We start from the raw sequence: 17,553 nt of genomic DNA, 5'->3' as shown, positions 1-17,553 counted from the left end.
TCAGATAAAGATCAGCTGACTGACACAACGCAATCGGGAGCAAGCCCCCTCCCACATTGAATTTTCGCCGGCAACCAGACCGCGTGCCGACAACTGAATTGACGAGACTTGCGATGAACAACGCCCTGAACCAGCTGCAGCCTTACCCATTCGAGAAACTGCGCGCCCTGCTCGGCAGTGTCACCCCCAACCCGGCCAAACGCCCGATTGCCCTGTCGATTGGCGAGCCCAAGCACACATCACCGAGTTTCGTGGCCGAGGCGCTGAGCAACAACCTGGACCAGATGGCGGTGTACCCGACCACACTGGGCATCCCCGCATTACGCGAGGCCATTGGCGCCTGGTGCGAGCGCCGCTTCAACGTACCTGCAGGCTGGCTGGACCCGGCGCGCAATATCCTGCCGGTCAACGGCACACGCGAGGCGCTGTTCGCCTTTACCCAAGCCGTGGTCAATCGCGGTGACGACGCGCTGGTGGTGAGCCCGAACCCGTTCTACCAGATCTACGAAGGCGCCGCGTTCCTCGCCGGTGCCAAGCCGCATTACCTGGCGTGCCTGGACACCAATGGGTTCAACCCGGACTTCGATGCCGTGTCGCCGGACATCTGGAAACGTTGCCAGATCCTGTTCCTGTGCTCCCCGGGCAACCCGACCGGCGCGCTGATTCCGGTAGACACCCTGAAAAAGCTGATCGCCCTGGCCGATGAATACGATTTCGTGATCGCCGCCGACGAGTGCTACAGCGAGCTATACTTCGATGAGCAAACCCCGCCGCCAGGCCTGCTGAGCGCCTGTGTCGAACTGGGTCGCCAGGACTTCAAGCGTTGCGTGGTGTTCCACAGCCTGTCCAAGCGCTCCAACCTGCCGGGCCTGCGTTCGGGCTTTGTCGCTGGCGATGCTGAGATTCTCAAGGCTTTCCTGCTGTATCGCACCTATCACGGCTGCGCAATGCCGGTGCAAACCCAACTGGCCAGCATCGCCGCCTGGCAGGACGAAGCGCACGTACAGGCCAACCGTGACCTGTATCGCGAGAAGTTCGACGCAGTGCTGGCGATCCTCAAACCGGTGCTGGACGTGCAAAGCCCGGACGGTGGCTTTTATTTGTGGCCGAATGTGAACGGGGACGATGCTGCTTTCTGCCGTGATTTGTTCGTGGAGGAACATGTGACGGTGGTACCGGGCTCTTACCTGTCCCGCGAAGTGGATGGCTTCAACCCAGGCGCCGGGCGTGTGCGCCTGGCATTGGTTGCACCGCTGGCCGAATGTGTCGAAGCGGCTGGGCGGATTCGCGATTTCATCCAGCGCCGCGGTTGAGACACAAGCCGCTCCCAACGGGGCGGCCTCCAGCGTTGTTTCTTGCAACTATTGAGAGGGAACAGAAACACGCAAACCTTACACCTAAGTTTATATAAACACTTAGGTGAACCCCATGACTCTCACGATTTCGCCCACTTCGCCTTCTGCTCATTGCGTCACCGCGCCGCTCAATAGAAGTAAGCGCGGCGTCGCCATGCCCGACAAACTATGGCCTCAGCATTCGGTGCTGACTATCTCCCTGCTGAACATGACCCCAGAACAAAAAGCGTTGGTAAAGCACAACATCAACGCATGGGCGCCGCATACCAATCTCTACTTCAAGTTCACCAACAGCCCCAATGGCGATATCCGCATCACTGCGGACGCTGACAACGGATCGGGATGGTCAAACGTGGGCACCGGCGCAAAGAAGGTGCCTTTATCCAAACCGACCATGGGCATTGACTTCACACGCTCGCCAGACAGCGTCGCCGCAACGATCCAGCATGAATTCGGCCACGCCCTCGGCCTCAAGCATGAGCATCAGCACCCTGATCGGACGTTGGACCTGAACAGGCAGAACATCTATGAGGAATATGCATCGAGAGGAGAACCCTCGTATAAGGCCCACAACGATATCCTCCGACCCTTTTCGCGCAGGCAGGTAAAGACTTCAAACTATGACGACAAATCCATCATGCACTATGAGGTGCGCACCTCACGCCTGAACAGTGGAAAACCCGTCCCGCGCAACTTCAAACTATCGGAAGGCGATAAAAGCTTTGTGCAGTCACTGTACCCGGAGGATAAAACACTGCTCGGCAAACTGCTCAGTACCGGCATCCGCGTAATGATCAACGCCCAAACTACTTGATGCTGCCCAAGTTCGCTTCACTCATATCCAGATCCGCCAGGACTTCGCGCAATACATCATCGCCAATTTGATGTTGGCGACTCAAACGATACAACTCCAACCGCTGCGCACGCAGCCCCTTGAGCCGCAGCTTGCGTTCCAGTTGGTCCATCTGCAGCGCCAGGGCCTGGGCTTCGGCGGAATCGTTGAATACCTCAAGCTGGTGGCGATATTCCGACATCAATCGCGCCTTGAGCTCAGTGGCCAATGCCGCTTGAGCCGCATCCGACACTGCGGTTTCATCAGGCTCTTCAGCTTCCAGCGCATGGATCGCTGCCACGGCGGTTTTTTTCCAGGCCTCGCGAACCTCTCGGTGACGCTTTTCATCGGGACTCTTTTCGATACCGCGAAGCAGCAACGGCAGCGCGATACAGGCGGCGACCAGCGACAACAGAATGACGCCGGCCGCGATAAAGATCAGCAGGTCGCGCTCCGGAAAAGCCTGGCCCGGCGCCAGCAGCAATGGCACCGACATCACGCCCGCCAGTGTCACCGCACCGCGTACGCCGCCCACCGTCAGCAGCCAACAGGATCGCGCCGTGGGCACCAGGGTCAGCTCGCTTTTGCCACGCACGCGACGCAGCAAGCCTGACAGCCGCCAAATGCTCTGAACCCAGATAAAGCGCAACACCACCAGCACCACGAAGATCGCAATCACGTCCAGGCAGCGGTACATCAAGGTCGGCCACAACGTCGGCTCATGGCTCACCACTGCCTTGATAATGTCCGGCAGTTGCAGGCCCAGCAGCAGAAAGATCAGGCCGTTGAAGGCAAACTCCAGCAGCGACCAGACACTGCGATTGAGCAGGCGTGTACTGGTTTGACGCGGCAGCAGGTCCAGCCAGCTCTGCATCATGCCCGCCGCCACGGCCGACAAAATGCCCGACGCGCCCAAGCGTTCCGCCAGTACGTAGGCCGCGAAGGGCAGCAGCAACATGAACACCACGTGGGTGGCCGGGTCATCCCAACCACGTGCAATCATCCAGGCGCGCAGGCGACCGACTAGCCAGCTCAACGCCACACCGACTGCCAGCCCACCCACTGCGACCAAGACAAAGGTCAGGCTGGCATCGGCCAGGGAAAACACTCCGGTCAACGCGGCCGCCAGGGCAAACTTGAAGGTCACCAGGCCCGACGCATCATTCATTAAGGCCTCACCCTGGAGCATATGCATCAAGGGGGTGGGCAGGCGGTTCTGGGCAATGGCCGACACCGCCACGGCATCCGTCGGCGACAACACGGCCGCCAGGGCAAAGGCTACCGGCAACGGAATCGTCGGCAGAATCCAGTGAATGAAATAACCCGCGCCGACCACCGTGAACAGCACCAACCCCACCGCCAAGGTCAGGATCGGCCCGCGCAGGCGCCACAGCTCACGCTTGGGCATGCGCCAGCCATCGGAAAACAGCAGCGGCGGCAAGAACAGAAACAGGAACAGCTCCGGGTCCAGCGCCACATGCAGCCCCAACGTGGGCCAGGCCAGCAGGGCCCCGGCGGCAATCTGTACCAGCGGCAGCGGCAGGGGAATGATGCGCCCGATCAGACGCGACACGCTGACCAGCATCAGTAGGATAAGAACGGTGTAGGCGGTTTGCATAACGCGGGTTTCCCAGACAATCGACTTGCAACGACACATGAGGCAACAACTGGCCGTTGAAGTGCCATATTACCCGGCTATGGTAACCGGCTATGCGGCGCGCTGCCTTTTGCACAAACGTCGCACAGCGCTGACGAGCGGCGCCGAAACGCGCTGGGCGTGGCATAATCCGCGATCTTTCATTTTTCATTCATCCAAAGGGGGCAATTCCTTGACCGCTTCAAGCAAAACCTTGCACCTTTTCGGCATCAAAGCCTGCGACACCATGAAAAAGGCGCGCACCTGGCTTGATGAGCACGCTGTGAGCTATGAGTTCCATGATTACAAAACGGCCGGTATCGACCGCGAACACTTGACCCAATGGTGCGACGAGCACGGTTGGCAGGTGGTTTTGAACCGTGCGGGCACCACCTTTCGCAAACTCGAAGACGAACGCAAAGCCGATCTCGATCAGTCGAAAGCCATTGAATTGATGCTCGCGCAACCCTCGATGATCAAGCGCCCGGTGCTTGATCTCGGTGACAGAACCCTGATTGGCTTCAAGCCAGATAGTTATTCGGCGGCCCTCAAGTAGGCCAGCCTTCCATTTTTGTAGAGGTAACAGCATGTCCAATTCCCTGTTCAGCCTGGGCTTCGGCGTCGGCACTCAGAACCGCCAAGGTGCTTGGCTGGAAGTGTTTTACGCACAGCCCTTGCTCAACCCATCGGCTGACATCGTCGCGGCCATCGCGCCGATCCTCGGCTACACCGAAGGCAACCAGGCGATTACCTTCACCGTCACCCAGGCCCTGCAACTGGCCGACGCGCTCAAAGGCGTCGATACCGCCCAGGCCGCGCTGCTGAGCCGCCTGGCTGAAAGCCATACGCCGCTGGTTGCGACCTTGCTGGCCGAAGACGCCGCCCTGACCTCCACGCCTGAGGCCTACCTCAAGCTGCACCTGCTCTCGCACCGCCTGGTCAAGCCCCACGGCCTGAACCTGGCCGGCGTGTTCCCGCAACTGCCGAACGTGGCCTGGACCAGCCAGGGCGCCATCGACATCGCCGAACTGGCCGAACGCCAGTTGGAAGCGCGCCTGCGCGGCGAGCTGCTGGAAGTGTTCTCGGTAGACAAATTCCCGAAAATGACCGACTACGTCGTACCGAGCGGTGTGCGTATCGCTGATGCCGCCCGCCTGCGCCTGGGCGCCTACGTGGGCGAAGGCACCACCGTCATGCACGAAGGTTTCGTCAACTTCAACGCCGGCACCGAAGGCCCGGGCATGATCGAAGGCCGCGTATCGGCTGGCGTGTTCGTCGGCAAGGGTTCCGACCTGGGCGGCGGCTGCTCGACCATGGGTACCCTGTCGGGCGGCGGCAATATCGTGATCAAGGTCGGCGAAGGCTGCCTGATCGGCGCCAATGCCGGTATCGGTATCCCGCTGGGCGACCGCAACACCGTGGAGTCCGGCCTGTACGTGACCGCCGGGACCAAAGTTGCGCTGTTGGACGAGAAGAACCAACTGGTCAAAGTGGTCAAGGCGCGTGAACTGGCTGGCCAGCCGGACCTGCTGTTCCGCCGCAACTCCGAGACCGGTGCCGTGGAGTGCAAAACCCACAAATCGGCCATCGAACTGAACGAAGCGCTGCACGCTCACAACTAAGCAGCCACTCGATGCCCCAGTGGGCCGCACCTTCGGGTTGCGGCCCGCTTATACGAGTCTTGAACATCATGCTTGTGCCCTCCCCTTGGCGTGCGGACTTTCCAGCCATCGCCACCCTGCAACGGCAAGACCAGACCTATCTGGACAACGCCGCCACCACGCAAAAGCCCCAAGCCCTGCTGGATGCAATCAGCCATTACTACGCCAATGGCGCAGCCAACGTGCACCGTGCCCAGCATTTGCCGGGAGCCCATGCGACCCAGGCGTTTGAAGACAGTCGCAGCAAGGTTGCGCAGTGGTTGAATGCGGGCGACAGCGGGCAGGTGGTGTTTACCCACGGCGCAACCTCTGCGCTGAACCTCCTGGCCTACGGCCTCGAGCACTTATTCGATGCGGGCGATGAGATTGCCATCAGCGCCCTGGAGCACCACGCCAACCTGTTGCCCTGGCAGCAACTGGCCAGACGTCGCGCACTGACGCTGGTGATACTGCCCCTGGACGCTGACGGCGTGATCGACCTTGACGCCGCCGAACGGCTGATCGGCCCGCGCACGCGGTTGTTGGCGGTCAGCCAGTTATCCAACGTACTCGGCACCTGGCAGCCGCTCGACGCCTTGCTCGAGCTGGCCCGCAGCCACGGCGCGCTGACCGTAGTCGACGGTGCCCAAGGCATCGTCCATGGCCGCCACGACGTGCAAGCTCTGGGCTGCGACTTTTATGTATTTTCCAGTCACAAACTGTACGGCCCAGACGGAGTCGGCGTGCTCTACGGCCGCCATGAAGCCTTGCATCACCTGCGCCACTGGCAGTTTGGCGGAGAAATGGTGCAACAGACGGACTACCACAGCGCCAGCTTCCGCCCTGCCCCCCTGGGTTTTGAGGCGGGAACGCCACCGATAGCTGGCGTGATCGGCCTGGGTGCGACCCTGGATTACCTGACTTCGCTGGATCCACAGGCGGTGGTCAGGCATGAAGCGGCACTGCACGATTATTTGCTGCGCGGCTTAAAAGCGCGCAATGGCGTACGCATACTCGGCGCGCCGCAGGTGGCGCTGGTCAGCTTTGTGGTCGAGGGCGTGCATAACGCAGACCTCGCGCACCTGCTGACCGAGCAGGGGATCGCCGTGCGTGCCGGCCATCACTGTGCGATGCCGCTGCTCAAGATGCTGCAACTGTCGGGGGCGATTCGCGTGTCCCTCGCGCTGTACAACGACTCCGATGACCTGGAACGCTTCTTTGAAGCGCTGGACCAGGCGCTGGAGATGCTGCGATGAGCTTGCCGGTGGATGCGGTGGCTGCGCTGGAAGCCTTTCAGTCAGTCGGCAGTTGGGAACAACGTGCCCGAATGCTGATGCAATGGGGTGAACGCCTGCCCGCCTTGGCGGATGAGGACAAGGTCGATGCCAACCTCGTACAGGGCTGTGAGAGCCTGGTGTGGTTGGTGGGGCATTTGCACAATGGCCACTGGCAGTTTGCCGCCAGCAGCGAGGCGCGGATGATTCGTGGACTGGTGGCGTTGTTGCTGGCGCGGGTGAATGGGTTGTCGGCGGCTGAGTTGCAGGCGGTTGATCTGCCCGGATGGTTTGCTCAACTCGGATTGTCGCGACAATTGTCACCGTCACGCAGCAACGGCTTGAATGCAGTCCTGCAGCGCATGCGCGAACTCAGCCATACATAAAACCAAATGTGGGAGGGGGCTTGCCCCCGATTGCGGTGGATCAGTCAACTTATTCAGTGACTGACACTAAGCTATCGGGAGCAAGCCCCCTCCCACATTTTCAGGCAGGCTTGACCCGCTCCGACGGCCGGCGAACCCCAGCCACAATCTTGTCCACCGCCTTGGTCGCCGCCACCATGCCGAACGTAGCGGTCACCATCATTACCGCGCCAAACCCTCCCGCGCAGTCCAGCTTCACGCCGTCGCCGACAAAACTCTTCTGCAAACAGATGCTGCCGTCCGGCTTGGGATAGCGCAGCTGCTCGGTGGAAAACACGCAGGGCACGCTGTAATGGCGGGTTACCGTGCGTGAGAAGCCATAGTCACGACGAAGAGTGGAGCGTACTTTCGAGGCCAGCGGGTCGTTGAAGGTGCGGTTCAGGTCGCACACCTGGATCAGCGTCGGGTCGATCTGCCCGCCGGCGCCACCGGTGGTGATGATCTGGATCTTGCGGCGTTTGCACCAGGCAATCAGCGCCGCCTTGGCGTTGACCGCGTCGATGCAGTCGATCACGCAATCGATGTTCGGGGTGATGTATTCGGCCATGGTGTCGCGGGTAACGAAGTCCGCCACCGCATGCACGGTGCAATCCGGGTTGATACCGCGCAGGCGTTCGGCCATCACCTGGACTTTGGGTTTGCCCACGGTGCTGTCCAGCGCATGCAGCTGGCGGTTGCTGTTGCTGACGCAAACGTCATCCAGGTCAAACAGCGAAATCTCGCCCACCCCGCAACGGGCTATCGCTTCCGCCGCCCACGAGCCCACGCCGCCGACGCCGACGATCGCCACATGGGCCGCTTTCAAGCGTTCCAGGCCCTCAATGCCATACAAGCGGGCGACGCCTGCAAACCGCGGATCTTCTGTGCTCATGACCATTACCCTAAAAACCGGCGAGCATTATGGACTACGCCGCGACAAGTTCGAAGCTTCCAGCTACAAGTAAAGAACTTAGGTGAACATTCGCGGACTAACGTCCGGCTTTTCTCTGTCTGCTGTACGCTCAGGGAAAGGCCGGTGTAGGATGCGCGCCGTTCGGTGCAGGCCGACACCTCTTTTCGTTCCACACCCTTTGGAACCCGAAATAACCATGGCATCGCGTAAATTTGGACTCAACCTGGTGATCGTGCTGGCAATCGCCGCGCTGTTCACTGGCTTCTGGGCGCTGATCAACCGCCCGGTCACCGCTCCCAACTGGCCCGAACAGATCTCCGGGTTTTCTTACTCGCCGTTCCAGCAAGGCCAGTATCCTCAGAAAAACCAGTACCCGTCTGACGACCAGATGCGCCAGGACCTGGCGATCATGAGCAAGCTGACGGACAACATCCGTACCTACTCGGTCGACGGCACCCTGGGCGACATTCCCAAGCTGGCCGAAGAGTTCGGCCTGCGGGTGACACTGGGGATCTGGATCAGCCCGGACCTTGAGCGCAACGAACGCGAAATCCAGCGCGCCATCGAAATCGCCAACAGCTCGCGCAGCGTCGTTCGCGTGGTGGTCGGTAACGAAGCGTTGTTCCGTGAAGAAATCACCCCGCAGGACCTGATCGTGCTGCTGGACCGCGTGCGTGCAGCGGTCAAGGTTCCGGTGACGACTTCCGAGCAGTGGCACATTTGGGAAAAAAACCCGGAACTGGCCAAGCACGTCGACCTGATCGCCGCGCACATCCTGCCGTTCTGGGAGTTTATCCCGATGGACAAGGCCGGCCAGTATGTACTCGACCGTGCGCGGGACCTGAAAAAACTGTTCCCGAAAAAGCCGCTGCTGCTGTCGGAAATTGGCTGGCCGAGTAACGGACGCATGCGCGGCGGTAATGAAGCCTCACCTGCCGACCAGGCGGTTTACCTGCGCACGCTGGTGAACAAACTCAATCGCCAGGGCTACAACTACTTTGTCATCGAGGCGTTCGATCAGCCTTGGAAAGTCAGCGACGAAGGCTCGGCGGGCGCTTATTGGGGCGTATTCAACGCCGCGCGTCAGCAGAAATTCAACTTTGAAGGCCCGGTGGTAGCAATTCCGCAGTGGCGCGTGCTGGCCATCGGTTCGGTGGTGCTGGCGCTGCTGTCCCTGACCCTGCTGATGATCGACGGCTCGGCCCTGCGCCAGCGCGGTCGTACCTTCCTGACGTTTATCGCGTTCCTGTGCGGTTCGGTGCTGGTGTGGATCGGCTACGACTACAGCCAGCAATACAGCACCTGGTTCAGCGTGACCGTGGGCATTCTCCTGGCCCTCGGTGCCCTGGGTGTGTTTATCGTGCTGTTGACCGAAGCCCACGAACTGGCGGAAGCGGTGTGGACCCACAAACGCCGACGTGAATTCCTGCCGGTCGAAGGGGAATCGGACTACCGCCCGAAAGTGTCGATCCATGTGCCGTGCTACAACGAGCCGCCGGAGATGGTCAAACAGACCCTCGACGCCCTGGCCGCACTCGATTACCCGGACTACGAAGTCCTGATCATCGACAACAACACCAAGGACCCGGCGGTATGGGAACCGGTGCGCGACTACTGCGAAACCCTGGGCCCGCGCTTCAAGTTCTTCCATGTCGCGCCCCTGGCCGGTTTCAAGGGTGGCGCGCTGAACTACCTGATCCCGCACACCGCCAAGGACGCCGAAGTGATCGCGGTGATCGACTCGGACTACTGCGTGTCGCCCAACTGGCTCAAGCACATGGTGCCGCATTTCGCCGACCCGAAAATCGCCGTAGTGCAGTCGCCCCAGGATTACCGCGACCAGAACGAAAGCACCTTCAAGAAGCTCTGCTACGCGGAATACAAAGGCTTCTTCCATATCGGCATGGTCACCCGCAACGACCGCGACGCGATCATCCAGCACGGCACCATGACCATGACCCGCCGCTCGGTGCTCGAAGAACTCGGCTGGGCCGACTGGTGCATCTGTGAAGACGCCGAACTGGGCCTGCGCGTGTTCGAAAAAGGCCTGTCGGCGGCGTATTACCACGACAGCTACGGCAAGGGCCTGATGCCCGACACCTTTATCGACTTCAAGAAACAGCGTTTCCGCTGGGCCTACGGTGCGATTCAGATCATCAAGCGCCACACCGCCAGCCTGCTACGCGGCAAAGGCACCGAGCTGACCCGTGGCCAGCGCTATCACTTTCTCGCGGGCTGGCTGCCGTGGGTGGCTGATGGCATGAACATCTTCTTCACCGTGGGCGCGCTGCTGTGGTCGGCGGCGATGATCATCGTGCCGACCCGCGTCGATCCGCCGTTGCTGATCTTCGCGATCCCGCCGTTGGCGTTGTTCGTGTTCAAAGTGGGCAAGATCATCTTCCTCTACCGCCGTGCGGTCGGGGTAAACCTCAAAGATGCCTTCTGCGCGGCCCTGGCCGGCCTGGCGTTGTCGCACACCATCGCCAAAGCGGTGCTGTACGGCTTCTTCACCACCAGCATTCCGTTCTTTCGTACACCGAAAAACGCGGATAACCACGGCTTCTGGGTGGCGATTTCCGAAGCCCGCGAAGAAATGTTCATCATGCTGCTGTTGTGGGGCGCCGCTTTTGGGATTTACCTGGTGCAAGGCCTGCCGAGCAATGACATGCGTTTCTGGGTGGTAATGTTGCTGGTGCAGTCGCTGCCGTACTTGGCGGCGCTGATCATGGCGTTTTTGTCGTCGCTGCCGAAACCGGCGCCGAAGGCAGAGCCTGTTACCGCCGTGTAAAACTTGCGCAATGCACTAAACGGCGGCCTCTGGCCGCCGTTTTGCTATAAGATAACGGCCGTTTTGTCTGCCCGCCCTGCTCTTCCAAACACGCTTTCCGGAGTTTTCCCATGACGGTCCATGCCGACCTTTCGCCGACCCTTCAACTCGCCATCGACCTGATCCGTCGCCCGTCGGTCACGCCGATCGATGCCGATTGCCAGAAGCTGATGATGCAGCGCCTGGGCGACGCCGGTTTTGCGCTCGAGCCGATGCGCATCTTCGATGTGGATAACTTCTGGGCCACCCATGGCAACCAGGAAGGCCCGGTGCTGTGCTTCGCCGGCCACACCGACGTGGTGCCGACCGGCCCGGTGCAGGCCTGGCAGAACGACCCATTCGACGCGCTGATCGACGAACACGGTATGCTCTGCGGCCGTGGCGCGGCGGATATGAAAGGCAGCCTGGCGGCGATGCTGGTGGCGGCGGAGCGTTTTGTCGCTGACTACCCAGACCATAAAGGCTCGGTTGCCTTCCTGATTACCAGCGATGAAGAAGGCCCGGCGCACCATGGCACCAAGGCCGTGGTCGAGCGCCTGGCCGCACGCAATGAGCGCCTTGACTGGTGCATCGTCGGCGAGCCATCGAGCACGACGCTGGTGGGCGATGTGGTCAAGAACGGCCGTCGTGGCTCCCTCGGTGCCACCCTGACCGTGCGCGGTGTACAGGGCCACGTGGCGTATCCGCACCTGGCGAAGAACCCGATCCATCTGGCCGCACCGGCATTGGCCGAACTCGCCGCCGAGCATTGGGATGACGGCAACACCTTCTTCCCACCGACCAGTTTCCAGATCTCCAACCTTAATTCCGGCACCGGCGCCACCAACGTCATTCCCGGCGACCTGACAGCGGTGTTCAACTTCCGTTTCTCCACCGAGTCCACCGTGGAAGGGTTGCAGCAGCGGGTCGCAGCGATTTTGGATAAACACGGCCTGGACTGGCATGTGGACTGGGCGCTGTCGGGTCTGCCGTTCCTCACCGAGCCGGGCGCATTGCTCGACGCGGTATCGGCCAGCATCAAGGCGATCACCGGGCGTGAAACCAAGGCATCCACCAGTGGCGGTACCTCCGATGGCCGTTTCATTGCGACCCTGGGTACCCAGGTGGTCGAATTGGGCCCGGTGAATGCGACGATCCATCAGGTCAACGAGCGCGTCCTCGCCAGCGACCTCGATGTGTTGACCGAAATTTACTACCAGACCCTGATCAAGTTGCTCGCCTGATGCTTGCCTGCCCTCTTTGCAGCGCCCCGCTCACCGCGGTGGACAACGGTGTGGCGTGCCCCGCCGGGCACCGTTTCGACCGCGCGCGCCAGGGTTACCTGAACCTGTTGCCAGTGCAGCACAAGAACAGCCGCGACCCGGGCGATAACCTGGCGATGGTCGAGGCGCGCCGCGACTTCCTCAATGCTGGGCACTACGCCCCTGTGGCCAAGCGACTGGCGGAGCTTGCCGCCGAACGCGCGCCACAACGCTGGGTGGACATCGGTTGCGGCGAGGGCTACTACACCGCGCAAATCGCCGATGCCCTGCCCCAAGCCGACGGCTACGCCCTGGATATTTCCAAGGAAGCGGTCAAGCGCGCGTGCAAGCGCAACCCGGCGCTGACCTGGTTGATCGCCAGCATGGCCCGCGTCCCATTGGCCGACGCCAGTTGCCAGTTTCTCGCCAGCGTGTTCAGCCCGCTGGACTGGCAGGAAGCCAAACGCCTGCTCAGCCCTGGCGGCGGCTTGATGAAGGTGGGCCCCACCCGCGGCCACTTGATGGAGCTGCGCGAACGCTTGTACGACGAAGTGCGCGAATACACCGACGACAAACACCTGGCACTGGTGCGGGATGGCATGGGCCTGGCGCACAGTGAAACCCTTGAGTTCACACTGCGCCTGGCCGAGCCCAGGGACCGCGCCAACCTGCTGGCCATGACCCCTCACGGCTGGCGTGCGAGCGCCGAGCGCCGCAGCGAGGTGATCGAAGCCGCCGAGCCGCTGCAGGTGACCGTGTCGATGCGCTACGATTATTTCGTGCTTCAATAACCGACTTTTCAGCACCCGCGAATGGATTTTCGAATCCCGCAACGAGGAACATCCATGCGCCAACCCGATATTGAGATTTACCTGAAGGACGCCGACGTCGACTACAAGGCCATCGCCGCCTGGCTGGGCGCCGCTTTGGGCCCGTGCACCGAGTGGGTCCAGAAGGGCCAGACCTACAAGTGCAAAGCCGGCAACGTGCCGGTGACGTGGTTGCCAAAAGCCGTCGGCAAATGGAACAGCCTGTACCTGGAAAGCGATCAGACGCCGTGGGACGACGACATCGCCTGCGCCCGCGCCGCGTTTGCCGCATTGAATGTTGAAGTGCGCTGCGCGCCGGGGACTTGGGTCGAGGAAGAGGGTGAGGAAAGCGCTGACCGCTGGATGCGCATCAGTGCCGATGGTGAAGAAGAAATCACTTGGAAAACCGCCTGATTCTGAGTTGCAAACCCAGTCAAATGTGGGAGGGGGCTTGCCCCCGATGACTGAGTGTCAGTCACCAGATACAGTGACTGACCCACCGCTATCGGGGGCAAGCCCCCTCCCACAGGGGTCCAGCAGTGGTCTTAAAGGCCGACCACATCCTCCGCCTGCAAGCCCTTATCGCCTGTCACCACGGCGTATTCCACCTGTTGGCCCTCGGCCAGCGAGCGGTGGCCGTCACCGCGAATAGCGCGGTAGTGCACGAACACATCCTTGCCGTCTTCACGCTGGATAAAGCCATAGCCCTTGGCGTCGTTGAACCACTTCACACTGCCGGTTTCACGCGTTGTCATCTGTTCACTCCCACTGGTTTTTATTATTGAGTCGCTGGCGTTGAACTGCCGAGTATAAGACACGTTCAAAAACCATCAACCCAACTTTACATCGCCGCTTTTTTGCCGATTTTCGATGAATACGGCACACTACCCGCCCGAGCGCCTGCTCGGTTTTTTCCACTTGAAGCAGTTCGCCTATGACCCGCTCCCCGTTCCGTCGTCTGGTGTTTGGCACCTTGCGTCGACTGCTGTACCTCTGGGTTCGCTCGGAGACGATCAACCAGTCGTCCCTCACCCTTAACCTGGACCGCAGCCGGCCGGTGTTCTACGTCCTGCAATCGCCCTCCCTGACCGAATTGGCCGTGGTCGATACCGAGTGCACCAAGGCCGGCCTGCCGCGCCCGGTGCTGCCGGTTTCGGTAGGCCCGTTGATGGAACCCGCAGCGTTCTTTTACCTCACGCCGGACCCGGATTGGCTCGGCCGCCAGGACAAGCGCGGCACACCGCCCACCCTGACGCGCCTGGTCAACACCCTGACCGAACATGCCGAAGAGAATGCACAAATCATTCCGGTCAGCGTGTTCTGGGGCCAATCCCCCGAAAGTGAGTCCAGCCCCTGGAAACTGTTGTTCGCCGACAGCTGGGCGGTCACCGGGCGCTTGCGCCGGTTGTTGAGCATTCTGATCCTGGGTCGCAAGACCCGGGTGCAATTCTCCGCGCCCATCAACCTGCGTGAATTGATCGAGCACAATAAAGGGCACGAACGCACCGTGCGCATGGCCCAACGCATCCTGCGCGTGCACTTTCGTAACCTGAAGACCGCGGTGATCGGCCCCGACCTGTCCCACCGTCGCAACCTGGTGAAGGGCCTGGTCAATATGCCGCTGGTGCGTCAGGCCATTGCCGATGAAGCCGAGCGCGAGAAAATCTCGCCGGAAAAAGCCAAGGCCCTGGCCCTGCGCTATGGCAATGAAATCGCCTCGGACTACACCTACACGGCGATCCGCTTCCTGGAAGTGGTGCTGAGCTGGTTCTGGAACAAAATCTACGACGGCATCAAGGTCAATAACATCGAAGGTGTGCAACAGGTTGCCCAAGGCTACGAAGTGATCTACGTGCCTTGCCACCGCAGCCATATCGACTACCTGCTGCTGTCCTACCTGCTGTTCAAGAATGGCCTGACCCCGCCGCACATTGCCGCCGGCATCAACCTGAACATGCCCGTGATCGGCAGCCTGCTGCGTCGTGGCGGTGCGTTTTTCATGCGCCGCACCTTCAAGGGCAACCCGCTGTACACCTCGGTATTCAACGAATACCTGCACACCCTGTTCACCAAGGGTTTCCCGGTGGAGTACTTCGTCGAAGGCGGCCGTTCGCGCACCGGGCGCATGCTGCAGCCGAAAACCGGGATGCTGGCGATCACCTTGCGCAGTTTCCTGCGCTCTTCGCGCATGCCCATCGTGTTCGTGCCGGTGTATATCGGCTACGAACGGGTGCTGGAAGGCCGTACCTACCTGGGCGAGCTGCGCGGTGCGAGCAAGAAGAAAGAGTCGATTTTCGATATTTTCAAAGTGGCAGGCGCGCTCAAGCAGCGCTTCGGCCAGGTCGCGGTCAACTTCGGCGAGCCGATCAAGCTGGCGGAGTTTCTCGACCACGAGCAACCGGATTGGCGCTCCCAGGAACTGGGCCCGAACTACAAGCCGGCCTGGCTGAATGAAACCACCCACCGCCTCGGCGAGCAGGTGGCCCGCCATCTGAACGAAGCCGCTGCGGTGAACCCGGTGAACCTGGTGGCATTGGCGCTGCTGTCTACCACTCGCCTGGCATTGGATGAGCAGGCCATGGCCCGCCAGTTGGACCTGTACCTGGCGCTGCTGCGCCGCGTGCCCTATTCACCGCATACCACCCTGCCGGAAGGCGACGGCCTGGCGCTGATCAAGCACGTCAAGGACATGAAGCTGCTGTCGGAACAGAGCGATGCCCTGGGCAAAATCGTCTATCTGGATGAGCAGAACGCCGTCCTGATGACCTATTACCGCAACAACGTGCTGCACATCTTCGCCCTGCCCGCGTTGCTGGCGAGTTTCTTCCAGAGCAGTTCGCGGATGAGCCGCGAACAGATCCTGCGCTACACCCATGCGCTCTATCCGTACCTGCAGTCGGAGCTGTTCATCCGCTGGTCTCTGGAGGAGCTGGATGCGGTGGTCGACCAATGGCTGGATGCGTTCGTCGAACAGGGCCTGCTGCGCTTCGAAAACAACGTGTACCTGCGCCCGGCGCCGAGTTCGCGGCATTTCGTGCTGCTGACGCTACTGTCCAAGAGCATCGCCCAGACCCTGCAACGCTTCTACATGGCGATCTCGCTGCTGCTCAACAGTGGCCAGAACAGCATCAGCGCCGAGGAGCTGGAAGACCTGTGCACGGTCATGGCCCAGCGGCTGTCGATCCTGCATGGCCTCAATGCCCCGGAGTTCTTCGACAAGAGCCTTTTCCGACATTTCATCCAGACCTTGCTGGAGCAAGATGTGCTGCGCCGCGATGAAGCCGGCAAACTGAGCTATCACGACCTGCTCGGCGAGCTGGCCGAAGGCGCGGCGAAGCGTGTATTGCCGGCGGACATTCGTTTGTCGATCCGCCAAGTGGCGTTGCATCGCGTCGATGGCGCGGCCGAGCAGCCGGTGGAACCGGCGCAATCTCCACTAGATTGAACAAGGCGCCGGGCGGTTTCCGGCGCCGTTGATAAGGAGCTGCACTATGAAGAAGATCATCCTCCTGGGCCTCACGGCCCTGCTCGGAGCCTGCCAATCCATGTCTCCCACCCCCAAGGCCAGCCTCGACGGCGAAGTGTTCTACCTGCAACGCATCGCGCTGCCGCCCACCGCCACCTTGAGCGTCAGCCTGCAAGACGTGTCGCTGATGGACGCCCCGGCCGTGGTGCTCGCCGAACAGAAAGGCCCGATCAAAGGCCAGGTGCCGCTGGCGTTTCACTTAAGTTATGACCCGGCGCAGGTCAAGCCTGGCCATAGCTACTCGGTCAGCGCTCGCATCGAGGTGGATGGCAAGCTACTGTTCATCACCACTGAACGGCACGCCGTACAGCTCGACGGCCAGGATCAACAGCCGCTGCGCGTGCGCGTCGATGCTGCAGCCCACTGAATTCAACCACAAGGAAGCGCCCATGCTCCGTAACCCTCTTCGCCTCACGGCCCTGCTCACCGGCCTGCTGCTGGGCACCAGCGCCATGGCACTGGACCTTGGCAGCCTGTCCCAGGGCGACGCCAGCGGCGGCCTCAAGGACGCCTTGACCCAAGGCGCGCAGATCGCCGTGAAACAACTGGGCACGCCCGGTGGTTTCAGCAATAACCCCGACGTGAAGATCGGCTTGCCAGGCAAGCTGGGCAAGGTCGCTGACAAGTTGAAGATGTTCGGCATGGGCGATCAGGTCACCCAGCTCGAAACCAGCATGAACAAAGCGGCGGAAACCGCCGTTACCCAGGCTCAGCCGATTCTGGTCAATGCCGTGAAAAACATGAGTGTGACCGATGCCAAAGGCATCCTCAGCGGCGGCCAGGACTCAGCTACCCAGTACCTGAACAAGAGCAGTCGCGACCAAATCCGCGCCAAGTTCCTGCCCATCGTCAAGGCTGCCACCGACAAGGTCGGCGTGGCCCAGCAGTACAACGCACTCGCCGGCAAGGCCGCCGCGTTTGGCGCGGTGGACGCCAAAAGCGCCAATGTTGAAAACTACGTGACCGAACAGGCGCTGGACGGCTTGTTCAAGATGATCGCGCAGCAGGAAGAAACGATTCGCAAGAATCCGGCAGCTGCCGCCACCAGCCTTGCCAAGAAAGTGTTCGGCGCCCTGTAGACAGTGTATGCACCCGA

General features: G+C 61.1%; 16 protein-coding genes. 13 read left to right on the top strand and 3 right to left on the bottom strand.

Going from position 1 to position 17,553, the window contains the following annotated elements; genetic code table 11:
- Positions 1–113 precede the first annotated feature (113 nt).
- Positions 114–1,313 carry a succinyldiaminopimelate transaminase gene (dapC, locus tag C4J90_RS06190; protein WP_124419428.1) on the top strand — a complete coding sequence of 400 codons (1,200 nt, stop codon included), beginning with the start codon at positions 114–116 and terminating at the stop codon, positions 1,311–1,313.
- Positions 1,314–1,428: 115 nt separating this feature from the next.
- Positions 1,429–2,169 carry a M12 family metallopeptidase gene (locus C4J90_RS06185; RefSeq protein WP_124419427.1) on the top strand — a complete coding sequence of 247 codons (741 nt, stop codon included), beginning with the start codon at positions 1,429–1,431 and terminating at the stop codon, positions 2,167–2,169.
- Here C4J90_RS06185 and C4J90_RS06180 read toward each other — a convergent pair.
- Positions 2,162–3,805, bottom strand: a complete 1,644-nt coding sequence (locus tag C4J90_RS06180; protein WP_124361603.1) for a Na+/H+ antiporter — start codon at positions 3,803–3,805, stop codon at positions 2,162–2,164. The genes C4J90_RS06185 and C4J90_RS06180 overlap by 8 nt on opposite strands.
- A 211-nt stretch (positions 3,806–4,016) precedes the next feature.
- Between C4J90_RS06180 and C4J90_RS06175 the strand changes: the two genes are divergently transcribed.
- The 4 genes from C4J90_RS06175 to C4J90_RS06160 all read left to right on the top strand — a co-directional run bounded on the left by C4J90_RS06175 (position 4,017) and on the right by C4J90_RS06160 (position 7,123).
- Complete coding sequence (locus tag C4J90_RS06175; protein WP_099583364.1) at positions 4,017–4,379, top strand: ArsC family reductase; 363 nt, start codon at positions 4,017–4,019, stop codon at positions 4,377–4,379.
- A gap of 31 nt (positions 4,380–4,410) precedes the next feature.
- Complete coding sequence (dapD, locus tag C4J90_RS06170) at positions 4,411–5,445, top strand: 2,3,4,5-tetrahydropyridine-2,6-dicarboxylate N-succinyltransferase (RefSeq protein ID WP_124361602.1); 1,035 nt, start codon at positions 4,411–4,413, stop codon at positions 5,443–5,445.
- A 68-nt stretch (positions 5,446–5,513) separates the two neighbouring features.
- Positions 5,514–6,719 (top strand): aminotransferase class V-fold PLP-dependent enzyme, encoded by a 1,206-nt coding sequence (locus C4J90_RS06165; RefSeq protein ID WP_124419426.1) that lies wholly within the window; start codon positions 5,514–5,516, stop codon positions 6,717–6,719.
- Complete coding sequence (locus tag C4J90_RS06160; RefSeq protein ID WP_124361600.1) at positions 6,716–7,123, top strand: SufE family protein; 408 nt, start codon at positions 6,716–6,718, stop codon at positions 7,121–7,123. Before C4J90_RS06165 ends, C4J90_RS06160 begins: the two co-directional genes overlap by 4 nt.
- A 100-nt stretch (positions 7,124–7,223) precedes the next feature.
- On the opposite strand, the gene tcdA is transcribed toward C4J90_RS06160, so the two are convergent.
- A complete protein-coding gene (gene tcdA / locus C4J90_RS06155; protein ID WP_372237484.1) occupies positions 7,224–8,033 on the bottom strand; it encodes a tRNA cyclic N6-threonylcarbamoyladenosine(37) synthase TcdA in 810 nt (269 codons plus the stop codon).
- Between the two features lie 217 nt (positions 8,034–8,250).
- Between tcdA and C4J90_RS06150 the strand changes: the two genes are divergently transcribed.
- The 4 genes from C4J90_RS06150 (at position 8,251) to C4J90_RS06135 (ending at position 13,345) form a co-directional block, all read left to right on the top strand.
- Positions 8,251–10,842 carry a glycosyltransferase gene (locus C4J90_RS06150; RefSeq protein ID WP_124419425.1) on the top strand — a complete coding sequence of 864 codons (2,592 nt, stop codon included), beginning with the start codon at positions 8,251–8,253 and terminating at the stop codon, positions 10,840–10,842.
- A gap of 110 nt (positions 10,843–10,952) precedes the next feature.
- A complete protein-coding gene (gene dapE, locus C4J90_RS06145; protein ID WP_124361597.1) occupies positions 10,953–12,104 on the top strand; it encodes a succinyl-diaminopimelate desuccinylase in 1,152 nt (383 codons plus the stop codon).
- On the top strand, positions 12,104–12,913 hold the full coding sequence (locus tag C4J90_RS06140) for a putative RNA methyltransferase (protein WP_124419424.1): 810 nt from the start codon (positions 12,104–12,106) through the stop codon (positions 12,911–12,913). The genes dapE and C4J90_RS06140 overlap by 1 nt, the downstream gene beginning before the upstream one ends.
- A gap of 54 nt (positions 12,914–12,967) precedes the next feature.
- Positions 12,968–13,345, top strand: a complete 378-nt coding sequence (locus C4J90_RS06135; protein ID WP_124419423.1) for a hypothetical protein — start codon at positions 12,968–12,970, stop codon at positions 13,343–13,345.
- A 131-nt stretch (positions 13,346–13,476) separates the two neighbouring features.
- Here the strand turns inward: C4J90_RS06135 and C4J90_RS06130 are convergent, their stop codons facing one another.
- Positions 13,477–13,686: a cold-shock protein gene (locus tag C4J90_RS06130; protein WP_124366102.1), complete on the bottom strand. Its 210-nt coding sequence runs from the start codon at positions 13,684–13,686 to the stop codon at positions 13,477–13,479.
- A 179-nt stretch (positions 13,687–13,865) separates the two neighbouring features.
- On the opposite strand from C4J90_RS06130, the gene plsB reads away from it, so the two are divergent.
- Genes plsB through C4J90_RS06115 form a run of 3 tightly spaced genes read left to right on the top strand, consistent with a single transcriptional unit; the run spans position 13,866 to position 17,536 of the window.
- A complete protein-coding gene (plsB, locus tag C4J90_RS06125; RefSeq protein WP_124419422.1) occupies positions 13,866–16,376 on the top strand; it encodes a glycerol-3-phosphate 1-O-acyltransferase PlsB in 2,511 nt (836 codons plus the stop codon).
- A gap of 46 nt (positions 16,377–16,422) precedes the next feature.
- Positions 16,423–16,824 carry a YbaY family lipoprotein gene (locus C4J90_RS06120; protein WP_124403292.1) on the top strand — a complete coding sequence of 134 codons (402 nt, stop codon included), beginning with the start codon at positions 16,423–16,425 and terminating at the stop codon, positions 16,822–16,824.
- A 22-nt stretch (positions 16,825–16,846) separates the two neighbouring features.
- On the top strand, positions 16,847–17,536 hold the full coding sequence (locus C4J90_RS06115; protein ID WP_124361593.1) for a DUF4197 domain-containing protein: 690 nt from the start codon (positions 16,847–16,849) through the stop codon (positions 17,534–17,536).
- Positions 17,537–17,553: the final 17 nt, after the last annotated feature.

This window comes from Pseudomonas sp. R2-60-08W, from assembly GCF_003852335.1.
Lineage (GTDB): Bacteria > Pseudomonadota > Gammaproteobacteria > Pseudomonadales > Pseudomonadaceae > Aquipseudomonas.
Note: the sequence above shows the minus strand (reverse complement) of the source record. Positions and strands in the feature narration are given on the sequence as shown.